The 11,840-nt window shown below is 58.9% G+C and carries 11 protein-coding genes and 2 tRNA genes; 7 read left to right on the forward strand and 6 right to left on the reverse strand.

Translation table 11 applies throughout. The annotated features are described in order from the left end of the window. Positions 1–11: 11 nt before the first annotated feature. On the reverse strand, positions 12–989 hold the full coding sequence (locus KF794_02640) for a magnesium transporter CorA family protein (protein ID QYK45617.1): 978 nt from the start codon (positions 987–989) through the stop codon (positions 12–14). Between the two features lie 123 nt (positions 990–1,112). Next, complete coding sequence (locus KF794_02645) at positions 1,113–1,304, reverse strand: hypothetical protein (protein ID QYK45618.1); 192 nt, start codon at positions 1,302–1,304, stop codon at positions 1,113–1,115. A gap of 403 nt (positions 1,305–1,707) precedes the next feature. Here KF794_02645 and KF794_02650 point away from each other — a divergent pair, with 403 nt between their 5' ends. Beyond that, on the forward strand, positions 1,708–2,283 hold the full coding sequence (locus tag KF794_02650; GenBank protein QYK46567.1) for a L,D-transpeptidase: 576 nt from the start codon (positions 1,708–1,710) through the stop codon (positions 2,281–2,283). 64 nt (positions 2,284–2,347) lie between these two features. Here the strand turns inward: KF794_02650 and KF794_02655 are convergent, their stop codons facing one another. Next, positions 2,348–3,079 (reverse strand): extensin family protein, encoded by a 732-nt coding sequence (locus KF794_02655; GenBank protein ID QYK45619.1) that lies wholly within the window; start codon positions 3,077–3,079, stop codon positions 2,348–2,350. Between the two features lie 180 nt (positions 3,080–3,259). On the opposite strand from KF794_02655, the gene KF794_02660 reads away from it, so the two are divergent. Both KF794_02660 and KF794_02665 read left to right on the forward strand, forming a co-directional pair. Beyond that, positions 3,260–4,897, forward strand: a complete 1,638-nt coding sequence (locus KF794_02660; GenBank protein ID QYK45620.1) for a fatty-acid--CoA ligase — start codon at positions 3,260–3,262, stop codon at positions 4,895–4,897. 37 nt (positions 4,898–4,934) lie between these two features. Next, entirely contained in the window at positions 4,935–5,717 is a 783-nt protein-coding gene (locus KF794_02665; protein QYK45621.1) for a DUF1499 domain-containing protein, read from the forward strand. Here the strand turns inward: KF794_02665 and KF794_02670 are convergent. After that, the gene (locus KF794_02670; GenBank protein QYK45622.1) at positions 5,709–6,620 is read right to left on the reverse strand and encodes an MBL fold metallo-hydrolase; all 912 of its coding nucleotides are present in this window, start codon (positions 6,618–6,620) and stop codon (positions 5,709–5,711) included. The two genes, KF794_02665 and KF794_02670, sit on opposite strands and share 9 nt — an antisense overlap. 328 nt (positions 6,621–6,948) lie before the next feature. Here KF794_02670 and KF794_02675 point away from each other — a divergent pair, with 328 nt between their 5' ends. Next, complete coding sequence (locus KF794_02675; GenBank protein ID QYK45623.1) at positions 6,949–7,155, forward strand: cold-shock protein; 207 nt, start codon at positions 6,949–6,951, stop codon at positions 7,153–7,155. 111 nt (positions 7,156–7,266) lie between these two features. Here KF794_02675 and KF794_02680 read toward each other — a convergent pair. After that, a tRNA-Pro gene (locus KF794_02680) sits at positions 7,267–7,343 on the reverse strand. 153 nt (positions 7,344–7,496) lie between these two features. Here KF794_02680 and KF794_02685 point away from each other — a divergent pair. Then, a tRNA-Gln gene (locus KF794_02685) sits at positions 7,497–7,571 on the forward strand. Positions 7,572–7,952: 381 nt separating this feature from the next. Here the strand turns inward: KF794_02685 and KF794_02690 are convergent. Then, complete coding sequence (locus KF794_02690; GenBank protein ID QYK45624.1) at positions 7,953–8,678, reverse strand: hypothetical protein; 726 nt, start codon at positions 8,676–8,678, stop codon at positions 7,953–7,955. A gap of 242 nt (positions 8,679–8,920) precedes the next feature. Between KF794_02690 and KF794_02695 the strand changes: the two genes are divergently transcribed. Further along, the gene (locus KF794_02695; GenBank protein ID QYK45625.1) at positions 8,921–9,679 is read left to right on the forward strand and encodes a restriction endonuclease; all 759 of its coding nucleotides are present in this window, start codon (positions 8,921–8,923) and stop codon (positions 9,677–9,679) included. A gap of 164 nt (positions 9,680–9,843) precedes the next feature. Continuing rightward, entirely contained in the window at positions 9,844–11,817 is a 1,974-nt protein-coding gene (locus KF794_02700) for an ATP-binding protein (protein QYK45626.1), read from the forward strand. Positions 11,818–11,840 lie beyond the last annotated feature (23 nt).

Consider the following 11,840-nt stretch of genomic DNA (forward strand, 5'->3'; position numbering starts at 1 on the left):
TTACGTCGCGGCTATAGCCAGCGCTTCCACTTGAAGAAGAAGTACGGCCCGATCGCCGCGATCACCATCGCGATTACGGCAAGCGGATAGCCGTAAGCCCAGTCCAGTTCCGGCATGTGTTTGAAGTTCATGCCGTAGATCGACGCGATCAGCGTCGGCGGCATGAGGGTCACCGCCATCACCGAGAACAGCTTGATGACGTCGTTCTGCTCAAGGCTCACCATGCCGAGCGTCGCGTCCAGCAGGAAGGTGATCTTGTTGGCGAGGAAATGCGCGTGGTCGGTCAGCGAGGAAATGTCGCGTGCAACGCTTTTCAGGTGCGCACGCTGGTCTTTTGCCAGCCCGACTGCTTCGGCCTCGTTCGTGAAAAACAGGACAAGCCGGCCGAGCGACACCAGACTTTCGCGCGCCTTGGACAGCAGGTCGCCCTTGCGGCCAATGGTGCGCAGGATCGCCTGATAGCGGTGGTTCGGATCGTCGCGCGCGCCGTTGCGCTCGAACACGCGCGTGGAAACGCGGTCCACTTCGGCTGCAAGTTTTTCCAGAATATCGGCAAGCCGGTCGATGATGGCGTCGAGCAATTCGACCATGATCGTCGGCCCGGTCGTATTGATAGAGCATGCCTTCGAGAGCTTGCCGGCGAGGTAGGTGAATGGCTTCGGCTCGTCGTAGCGCACCGTCACCAGCCGCTGGCCGGTGAGAATGAAGGTGATCGCGGTCGTGCCCGGCTTCTCGGTTTCGGTATTGTAGAGCAGCGTGGCGGTCATGTAGCGCCCACCGTTCTCGATATAGAGGCGGCTCGAAATCTCGATCTCCGCCATTTCTTCGCGGGTAGGCACCGAGATGCCGACCTCCGCTTCGACGATCTTGTCTTCTGCAATCGTCGGCGCGACCAGGTCCAGCCAGATCGCGTTTGGAGGGCAGGTGCCGCCTTCCTTTACCTCGATGCGTTCGAGCGACGCGCCGCGCAGCACATGAGCGAACAGCATTGAATTCCCCGCGGATGCCGCTTTCGCACGTTCACTACCGCGCCGCGCGAAAGGCGTCCATCGCTGCGCAACCCGTCTACGTCATCAAGACGTAAAGGGAATGCGCAAGAGCCTTGGCGAGGATCAGATCGAGAGCAGTTCGAGGTCGCGCAGCGTCACCACGCGCGGCTTCGGCGCGTAAGCTTCGTTCTTCTGTTGTCCGCTGTACGGCAGCGTGGCCGCGAGCGCAGAGATGCCGACCTTGCGGTACTGGCTCTCGAGACCCGGGCGCCCCGATTCGCGCGCTTCGATCTTGTTGATGTTGGCCGTAGACATTGCTTCCTCCGAACCCGCTGGCTCTTTTCACCCCGAAAGGGCGCGGGTTTTCGCGCCGGACTAAGGCGCTTTTGCGCACGCGGCGAGGCCCGAATTAGTTGATTCGGCGAAAGTTTTCCGGCGCCGAGGAGGGCTGCGGCGATCTGACTCGTTAATGTCCCTCCGTACCATTCCGGTGCAACTGTGCAGGGCGGAAGGGCAGGATGCCTCGAGTTTGTGCTGGTTGGCCTGCTGCGTTGCGACATTTCTGCAACAGCAACCGGCTCTCTAGCGTGTAAGGCCTCATGGCATCTTCCCGGCAAAAATCAGTTCGGATAGTCACTTACGCGAGGGTCAGGGGTGGCTACCTCACTGGTTGTTAGGGCCTGCAAAGACAATGCGGATTCGTTTTCTGGCCATCGCGATGATGGCCTTCTCCTTGGCGGGATGTCTTTCGGATACGCTCGATCCGGTCAACGAAGCGCAGCTTCCTGCGCGTGACCGGAAGCTGATTGCGAGCGCGCCGTACCTCAATCACAAGCCGGACTCGATGTGGCTCCGCCACCTGGTCGATTATCCGAGCAAGGATAAGCCGGGCACGGTCATCGTCGATACCGAGAACAAGTTCCTCTACCTCATCCAGCCGAACGGCAAGGCCTATCGTTATGGCGTGACCGTCGGCGAAGAAGGCCTTGCCTTCAAGGGTGAAGCTATCGTGAAGCGCAAGGCCGAGTGGCCTGACTGGACGCCGCCGGGCGACATGCTCAAGCGCTTCCCGAATCTGCCGAAGTACGTATCTCCGGGGCCGCACAATCCGATGGGTGCCCGCGCGCTCTATCTCTATCAGGGCAACAAGGACACGCTGTTCCGCATTCACGGCACCAACCAGCCGGAATATATCGGTCAGGCGATTTCGTCGGGCTGCATCCGGATGCTGAACGAGGACGTGATCGATCTTTACAATCGAGTGCCGCAAGGCGCGCTGGTCAGGGTGATCTGACCTGCTGCGACTTGCGTTGTTGGGGGCAAAAGGGCGTCGCGTAAGCGGCGCCCTTTTTCGTTGTCTAGCCTTCGGGTCTCGGCAGGGGCGTGGGGGGCACCGGGAGCTGCCATCGGCAAAGCCGGTAGCCGGAGTTTCGGCGCACCGCGAGATCGATGTGCAGATGATCCTCGTGATAGCCGTCCGATCCGGGACCGAGCACCGTCGTGAATCTGGCGCATGTAGAGCGGCGCATCTCGTTCATCAGCAGGATCGGCGTTTCGGGCACATCGACGCCGAAGCGGCGGCCATCGCTCGTGAAGATGTAGCGGATGTCCAGCGCGTTCGCGCGGCCATGCTCGCTCATCAGCGCGCCGCGGATATTGTTGCGCGGGCGGCAATGATAGGAGGCCGCGACTTGTATCCGGTCGAGGCCGCTGTAGCCCTCCAGCGCCGGCGCAAGATCCTCGCGGACCCAGTCCGCTATTGCGGCCGCTGTTTCACAGCGAATGAGTGCCGAGGGCCGTAGCGGGACCTGTTTGCCGTTCTTCAGCTTGATGGCCGAAACCTTCGCCTGACCCGCCGCGCCGCACCCATTGCTCCACATCGCGGGTTCGGCGATTTCGGCGACCGCGATGTCGCGCGCAAGAAACGCCTTGCAGGCTTCCACGCCTGCTTTCATTTCGGCGGCCGGGATTTCGATCAGGTGCGGTGGACGAGGACGGTTGTCTCCAGGGCGCGCCGGGGCTTCGAGCGGGCGCTCCAGCGGCATCGGTGCGGTTTCCGGGAGTGCAATGCCTTCGCTTTGAGCATACACGGCCCCCAGCGGCCAGGCGCAAAAGACCACTGCCAGCGCTGCCCGGCGTAAAAAATCCGGAACGCACTGCCCGGCCGCTCGTATCGGGGAGCCAGTTTGCTTGCCGCCGGTCACGCGCTAGTTTTGCTCCAAATGGCGCCCAGGGAAGGTGCGCCGAGAAAAGAGTGAGGGAGGAGTACCATGAAAGGCTTGATGCAGGACTGGCCGCTGACCTGCAACCGGATCATTGACCACGCCGCCATCCAGTATCCGGCCCGCAAGGTCGTCAGCCGCTCGGTGGAAGGACCGATCGTCGAAACTACCTACAAGGAAATCAGGCAGCGCGCTCTGAAGGTCGCGCAGCGGCTGGTCAAGGAAGGCATCAGGAAGGGCGACCGTATCGCGACGCTCGCCTGGAACACCGCCCGCCACCTCGAAGCGTGGTACGGAATCCTAGGCGCCGGCGCGGTCTATCACACCGTGAACCCGCGGCTCTTTGCCGAGCAGATCATCTACATCGTCAATCACGCCGAAGACAAAATGATCTTCGTCGATCTGACCTTCGTCCCGGTCCTCGAAAAGCTCGCCGACAAACTGCCCACGCTCTCGAAATACATCATCCTTACCGACAAGGCGCACATGCCGCAGACTTCGCTGAAGAACGCGGTCGCCTACGAGGACTGGATCGCGGAGGTGGACGGCAATTTCAAATGGGTCGACGTGGACGAGAATGATGCCGCCGGCATGTGCTACACCTCCGGCACCACCGGCAATCCGAAGGGCGTCGTCTATTCGCACCGTTCGAACGTGCTGCATGCGCTTGCGGCTTCGCTGCCGGACGTGATCGGCCTTTCCAGCCGCGATGTCGTGCTGCCGGTGGTCCCGCTGTTTCACGCGAATTCCTGGTCGCTTGCTTTCTCCGCGCCGATGACGGGCGCGAGCATGGTGATGCCGGGCGCGAAGCTCGACGGCGCATCGATCTATGAATTGCTCGATACGTTCAAGGTCTCGGTGACCGCTGCGGTACCGACCGTCTGGCTGATGCTCTTGCAACATCTGGAAGCGAACAAGCTGAAGCTGCCGCATCTCAAGCGCGTGCTCATCGGCGGCTCTGCTTGCCCGCGCGCGATGATGCAGAAGTTCCAGGACGAATACGATGTGCAGGTCACGCATGCCTGGGGCATGACGGAAATGAGTCCGATCGGCACCGCCGGTTCGCTCAAGCCAGAAGTCGCGCACCTGACCGGAGACGCGGAACTTGACGTGAAGGAGAAGCAAGGCTTCTCGATCTTCACCGTCGAAATGAAGATCACCGACGACGAGGGCAACGAATTGCCGTGGGACGGCGTGAAGTTCGGCCGTCTCAAGGTACGCGGTCCTGCCGTCGCATCGAGCTACTTCAAGGGCGAGGGCGGTAATATTCTCGACGGTGAGGGATTCTTCGACACCGGCGACGTCGCGACCATCGACCCGATGGGCTACATGAAGATCACCGACCGCGCGAAGGATGTCATCAAGTCGGGCGGCGAGTGGATTTCCTCCATCGACCTCGAGAACGTCGCGGTCGGCCACCCAGATGTGGCGGAAGCCGCGGTCATTGGCATCGCACATCCGAAATGGGATGAGCGGCCGCTGTTGGTCATCGTCGCGAAGAAGGACAAGAAGCCTTCGCGTGAAGACATACTCAAGTTCATGGAAGGCAAGATCGCCAAGTGGTGGATGCCCGACGACGTGGTATTCGTGGACGAAATCCCGCACACCGCGACCGGAAAAATTCTGAAAACTGCACTGCGCGACAAGTTCACCGACTATCGTTTGCCGGGTGTTGCTGCCGAGTGATCCACGAAGTTTTTCGTACCCGCATGGAGCCGGCGTCATGATCCGACGCCGGCTTTATGCTGAAATCCGCGTCTCCAGACTTGCTGTTTGGAGCTGGCGAATCGCGCTGTTCGCGTTGCCAGTGATATTTCTCGCGGTGCTTCTGCACCGCCTTGGCGCGATCGAATACGAGGTCGCCTATCTGCTGCTGGCGGCGGGTCTTGCCGTCGCGCTCGCCGGAATGCTGTTCGCAATCGCGGCCTTCGTGAAAATCTGGAACGAGGGTTTGCGCGGGCTTGGCTCGGCCATCAGCGCTTTTGTGGTCGCGGCCGCGCTGCTCGCCTACCCGGTGTTCGATTCGCTTCGCAGCATCAACCTGCCGCCGATCAGCGACATCACGACCGATTTCAGCGATCCGCCTCGTTTCTCGGCGGTTGCAACCTCGCGCCCGCGCGGCGCGAACAATCCTGCTTATCCGGGGGCGGCGGTCGCGAATATCCAGAGGCAGGCTTATCCCGGCGTGAAGTCGGCGGATTTCGACTCTTCGCCCGACGAAATGTTCAACATCGCTGTCGGTGTGGTCGAACAATACGGCTGGCGGATTCTCGACAGCATCCCGCCGCGTGCGGGTGAGCGCGACGGGTTGATCGAGGCGGTCGCGCAGACGGCAGTGATGGGCTTTCGCGAAGACGTGGTGATCCGGATACGCGCCGTGCAGAACGGTGTGCGGGTCGATATGCGATCCGCCTCGCGCTACGGCACGCGCGATTTCGGTTCGAACGCGCGGCGCATCGAGGCGTTCATGGTGCAGCTCACGGACGCCCGCCGCCGATCACGCTAGCTTGTAGCGCGCTTCCAGCGACGGCCCGCCGTCGGCCTGCACGATATTGCGCTCCAGCAGCGTTTCCAGATGCGCGTAGGTGGTGAGCGCAGCGGCCTTCGTGAGGCGTGGGTCGAGGCCCAGATAGATCGACTGCACGATGGCCGGGATGTCGCTTTCGCCGCGCGAGAGCTTGCGCAGGATCGCGGCTTCGCGCGCCTCGCGATGCTCGACGAATTGCTGGAGCAACTTGTGGGCGTTCGGTACCGGCGCGCCATGGCCGGGAAGGTAGAACGATTCCGGCCGCCCTTGCAGCTTGTGAAGTGAATTCATGTAGTCACCCATCGAGCCGTCCGGCGGCGCGACGATGGAAGTAGCCCAGCCCATGACATGGTCGCCGGAAAACAGCGCGTCGGTACCGCGCAGGGCGAAGGCGAGATGGTTCGCGCAATGCCCCGGCGTAGTGATCGCCTCGATTGCGAAGCCCTTGCCCTCGATCACGTCGCCGTCGCGGAGCGTGTGATCGGGGACGAAGTTCTCGTCGCCGCCGGTATCCATTGCCGGGGCCTCGCCGAGATGCAGCGCGCGGGAAGGGCGGTGCGGTCCTTCGCCGTAGGTTTTTGCGCCGGTGGCCGCTTGCAGCGCCGCCGCGCCGGGTGAGTGATCGCGATGGGTATGGGTGATCAGGATATGGGTGACGGTCTCGCCGCGCAGGCCGTTCAGGATCGCCTCGATGTGGCGCGGGTCGTCCGGGCCGGGGTCGATGACCGCGACTTCACCGGTCCCGACGACATAGGTGTTCGTTCCCTTGAATGTGAACGGGCTGGGCAGGTCCGCAAGGATACGCCGGATTCCGGGCACGACCGGCTCCATTTGCTCCGGCACGGCGTCGAACTCGCGGTTAAATCGGATTTCTTCGGTCATTTGTCGTGGGTTCTTCGTGGAAATACGGTAGGAGGCGGCCTCACTAGCATACCGCCATATGCGCAGGCGGGCACGAATGCATATTCGTTACGCGTCTCCGGCAAAAAATGGAGGCAGTGGTTCCCTTGACGTAGCGGCCCGCTTGCGTTCCAATTTTACGGCAATCTGATTTCGGCCCGGGACCGGGCCTTTGGCGGCAACGATTTGTTTGATTCCGTTGAACGACTGATGGCCGCGTCAAACTCCCACTCCGGAAAAGTGATTGTCGGATCGCGCCGCGTGGAATGCGGCGGCTCCGCTCTGTGATTTACGACAAGGATTGAAGCTCATGCCCTCCGGTACCGTGAAGTGGTTCAACGCGCAGAAGGGCTACGGATTCATCCAGCCGTCCGATGGCGGCAAGGATGTATTCGTGCACATCAGCGCGGTGGAACAGGCCGGTCTCTCGACCCTGAGCGAAGGACAGAAAATCTCCTTCGACATCATCACTACCGACCGCGGCCGTACCGCTGCGGGCAATTTGAAGGTCGGCTGACGCAGACGACTGCGGCCCGGGGGAGGCTCCGGGGGAAATAGCCGGATTTCGGAATGGAACGCCGCCTTCGCGGCGGGACCATTTTTGCGTTTTTCGTGGGACTGGCTGGACTGGTCGGAGCGAGTGGATTCGAACCACCGACCCCCTGCTCCCGAAGCAGGTGCGCTACCAGGCTGCGCTACGCTCCGCCGCCAGTCAGAAAAGCAATGCCGGAACCCTCGGGATCCGGCAAGCGGCAGCTTCCTAGCAGGCAGGTACGGGGGCATCAAGCCGCGCGGGATAGGCATTTTCCGGCATTGAACCCCCCTCGATCTTGGGTAGATTGCGCCGCTTCCGGTCATTGGGGCGTAGCCAAGCGGTAAGGCAGCGGATTTTGATTCCGCCATTCCCAGGTTCGAATCCTGGCGCCCCAACCAGCCGTTTTTGTCGAACCGGCCATGTGTCGATTTCGAGTGAAAGAGGGCGCATTTGGCGGGGTTTTGCGAGGCTACCGAGTCTCTGTTCGCGTGTCTTTGCAGACTTCAGCGCCATTTCTGAGCCGAAGTCTCAGCTAAACATTAGCGAATATCCATTTTTCTAAGACTCTGTCGCCTGAGACCGGTTCGAATCTCGACTAAACGGCGATATGTCCGTGTTGCGCAGCAACAAAGCGACATCTGAAAGCTCGACCCTCAGCCATTTCCTTCGAACGGTCTGTCTGTCGTTTCTAAGAGAAAATGTGCTGACCGTTAGTAAGGCCTATCATTTTGCATCGCATCCTCAACGATAAGAGCCCGCAAGGCGACACTGAAAGCAAGCTACTTATTTCGCATCATCTTTAGCACTTCTGCTCCAAGTGCCGTACGCACCGCTACATCATGTGGAGTACCGTCTCGGCGGCTATTCTCGATATGCTCGACGATCGAAAGACCGAGTGAAATCCCGAAACCGGATTCTGGTTGTAGCTGGGGCACAACATTGTAATCAGCGATGCGGCGGATTTCTTCGAAATCCACCGGATCGATGAAACGCCGGTAAAGGCGGAGCCGATCCTCCGTTGAAAATGTTTCAGGCCGGTTGGTTGAAACTTGTGGGGGAAAACCAAGCACCGCTTCGACGGCATCCAGATCAATCTTGAGTGCAACGATGCCTTCCGGCGTCAACGCTCGCGCAGGGCATGCGTGAAAGAAAAAGTCGTCGGAAAACCGGAGCATTAAATGCGCGAGCTTGGACAGGTGCTCCAGGCAACAATCCGCCACCTCGCGATTTAAAAGCGCTATTGGGACGGACTCAACGGTACCGGCAAACATGTGGCGGGTATTTCCTGCACTGTCGGATGCTCCCACAATCGAAATTCTACCTTCCTTTTGCGAATAATTGCGCAGTTCCAGAAAGAATCGTGCGGCCGGGTCGTCGCCGAGATTCGATCGGTTCAGCTTCCACCATTCGATGCAGGCTTCACAGGCGGAAAACTCCTTTTGAAAGAGGAACGTCACGCTTCTTGCCGCTGAAAGAAATGCGTTCAGTTCGTAACCGATCGCCATCGGTGGGAGCCGGCTAAACATGCGCCGCGCGAAGTATTCGGCCTCCGTGAGGCGTTCTTCTACAAGAAGAAGACTAGTGAGACGGGGTGGCCTTGTGCGGTTTTCCATAGAGCACCCTTGGTTCCGTTCATAGGCTAGACTATTTCACGGAATATCGACTGCAAGTCTATGGAGGCTACGCGCCAGCCCCCTTAAACGAAAGCGATTGCGTTCACATCACTCGAATTACTAGACTTCCTAGCATGTCCAAACAGCAGACGCACAAGGATTGGGAAATTTACGAGCGCATGGTCGCACGCTTGATCGCTGATCAAGCGGGGACGGACATGTGTGTGACGCCTAATGCCCGCATCAGAGGACAACTTAGCGGACGGAGCAGACAGATCGACGTGCTAATCGAGGCGCGGCATGACACTGACAATTCCCGCCGACTTATTGTCGATGCGAAACGTCGAACCCGCAAAATCGATGTCAAGGATGTCGAAGAGTTGTTGGGTTTAATGCAAGACGTTAAAGCGACCCATGGCTATCTTGTCAGCGCGACCGGGCACACGAAGGCAGCAGAGAAGCGCGCGCAAATGTCTGTATCAATCCGTATCGTGCCAGTTGATAGGTTGGAAAATTTCGACCCCTCGACATGGCCGTGCTGCAAAAATCATCAGTGCGCAAACGGCCGGATTTTTTGGGACGGGTATCCCGAGTTGACGCTGCGAGGCGTACCGCTCGAAAAATCGGACCAAGCTGTGAAGACAGTCTCTTTCGTGCACTATGTCGGCAAATGCGACCGTTGCGGAATGTTTCATGTGTGGTGCACAACCTGCGACGATACACTAATAACATCGCACGACGATGAGAATGACGTGGGGCACCAATGTCGCTGCAAAATGCCCTGGTTCTGGCTGGCCTCAGTGGAGGAAGATGACGACGGGCAATCCTCCGCCGAACTTCACGCGGTGCTCGGCACAGGAAAGGTGATTACCGCGAGCCGGCGGAGCCTGTGAAGCGAAAACCGACCAGTCGCAGCAGCGAAAGGCTCGAAACAGCAAGCATATTCGACAGCGTGCGGCAGACGGAAGTCCGTATTTGGATGTATCAGTTTTACGAACGCTGTTAGAGTTCGGCGGGCCGAAGACCGCAGGTCGAGTTCTTCGCCGGGGTCAAGAACATGAGCCAGAAGCCAGAACTCTTTTTGGATTTTCACGGACGCTTTATCGATGCGCTCGGAATCCAGATGTATCAGAAGCCGACCGCAGCTATCGCGGAATTGATCGCGAACTCATGGGACGCCGATGCGGTCGCGGTCGACGTCACCCTTCCGATTAGCCTCGCCTCCAACGCGAAAATCGTCATCGCGGACTCAGGTAACGGCATGACCTTGCAAGAATGTCAGGAGCATTACCTCAAGGTCGGCCGCAATCGCAGAAATGCTGGCGCGGACAAGACACCCTCGGGGCGGCCCGTGCTTGGGCGAAAGGGCATTGGCAAATTCGCCGGCTTCGGCATCGCCAAAAAGATCACGGTCGATACGATCAGCCGCGCGACGGGCGAGCATACGGTGTTTGAAATGGATCTCGAGCGGTTGCGGTCCGATGAATTCATCGAAGCGGGACGCCATGAAATTAAGGTATTGAGCCACGAAGGTCCCAACAAAAAACGCAAAGGGAGCGGAGGAACGAAGATCATTCTTGACGGCCTTACTTTAGGTCGCGCGCAGGAGCCGAATGGATTCGCCGCGCGTATGGCACGACGCTTTTTACTTGCCGCAAATACCGGCTCATTCGCTGTTACCGTGAACGGTATCGCGTTGTCGAATGTCGATATCGGCACTGATGTCGAATTCGACTTTCCGACCGATTACAAAGCGGGGGAACGGCCGTCCGATCTCGTAATTCAGGGTCGCGAGGGCGTTGAAAAGATCGGCGACGATGAAATTCGATGGCGCATCCGATTTCGTAAGGAACCTATTGGGGATGAGGAATTTCGCGGTGTTGCCGTCTTTTGCGGCATCAAGGTCGCGCAGACGCCATTCTTTTTCGAGCTTAGTGGTGGTTTGTCAGGGCAACACGGCCAGCAGTACATGTTCGGGCATGTGCGAGCGGACTTTATTGATCAGTTAGGCGACGACATCATTACGACGGAGCGCCAAAGGATCAACTGGGAGCACGAAGGCGCGCAAGCGCTTCTCAAGTGGGGCCAAGAGAGACTGAAAGAACTACTATCGATCTGGAAGGCGCGACGCGCGGAATGGCGTCAAAAGCTGATCGATCAAAAGATTGCTCCGTTTGCCGATCGTCTCGAACGATTGCAGGCTGGCGAGAAGAAGACCGTCACGTCAGCGATCAAAAAAATCGCGACGGTGTCGACTTTGGAGGATGCGGAATTTGCTGACTTGGCGGGAGCGATCCTTACCGCGTGGGAGCAAGGCCGGCTACGCGAGATCATCGGTCGTATCGCCGCGCTGGATGACGCGGATGCGGGTGTCATCCTGTCGGTGATGGGCGAAGCTGAGGTTCTGACGGCTTTGCATGTTGCCGAGGTCGTAAAGACGAAACTGGAATTGGTGCGCGGTCTTCGCAAACGCGTCGAGACCAAAGAACTAGAAAATGCGATTCGCGATTACATCGCGAAGCATCCCTGGTTAATTGAGCCGCGCCTGGAATTTTTCCGCAAAGAAACATCCCTGAATAAGCTCTTGGCTGAGGTAGCTTCCTCGATAAAGCTGGACCAACACCCCGATTTCTCAAAGCGGGTGGATTTGCTCTTGGCTAACGGCGATCATTTGGTCCTCTTGGAATTCATGCGACCTGGCGTGAAGCTCGACCGCGACCATCTCGATCGGTTCACGCAATATGTCGATGAGCTTCGCGGTCGGATTCTCGCCAGTACCGGAGGACCGTTCCGCCGAATCACCGGTCGATTAGTCGCGGACGAACTCACAAAATCGCCCGGTAATATGAAAGCCATTGAACGCCTTGAAGCGAATGACATGTACGCAATGGAATGGGAAATGCTGTTGGGGCGGGCAGAAACGGAGTTTAGGGAGTACTTCGAGATTATGACCGATAGAGCTCCTGATGATGCGCGGGTGCGTGATCTGAAGCCGGACGGAAGTGAAGGGAAAAAACCTAAAGACAGCTAGCGCCTTTGTTTAGCCAATGCTGG

Source organism: Xanthobacteraceae bacterium, from assembly GCA_019454205.1.
In the GTDB taxonomy this organism is placed as follows: domain Bacteria; phylum Pseudomonadota; class Alphaproteobacteria; order Rhizobiales; family Xanthobacteraceae.

Coding starts and splice junctions, on each gene's coding strand:
- KF794_02640 (QYK45617.1), bottom strand. CDS start 989: ATGCTGTTCGCTCATGTGCTGCGCGGCGCGTCGCTCGAACGCATCGAG.
- KF794_02645 (QYK45618.1), bottom strand. CDS start 1,304: ATGTCTACGGCCAACATCAACAAGATCGAAGCGCGCGAATCGGGGCGC.
- KF794_02650 (QYK46567.1), top strand. CDS start 1,708: ATGATGGCCTTCTCCTTGGCGGGATGTCTTTCGGATACGCTCGATCCG.
- KF794_02660 (QYK45620.1), top strand. CDS start 3,260: ATGAAAGGCTTGATGCAGGACTGGCCGCTGACCTGCAACCGGATCATT.
- KF794_02665 (QYK45621.1), top strand. CDS start 4,935: ATGATCCGACGCCGGCTTTATGCTGAAATCCGCGTCTCCAGACTTGCT.
- KF794_02670 (QYK45622.1), bottom strand. CDS start 6,620: ATGACCGAAGAAATCCGATTTAACCGCGAGTTCGACGCCGTGCCGGAG.
- KF794_02675 (QYK45623.1), top strand. CDS start 6,949: ATGCCCTCCGGTACCGTGAAGTGGTTCAACGCGCAGAAGGGCTACGGA.
- KF794_02690 (QYK45624.1), bottom strand. CDS start 8,678: ATGGCGATCGGTTACGAACTGAACGCATTTCTTTCAGCGGCAAGAAGC.
- KF794_02695 (QYK45625.1), top strand. CDS start 8,921: ATGTCCAAACAGCAGACGCACAAGGATTGGGAAATTTACGAGCGCATG.
- KF794_02700 (QYK45626.1), top strand. CDS start 9,844: ATGAGCCAGAAGCCAGAACTCTTTTTGGATTTTCACGGACGCTTTATC.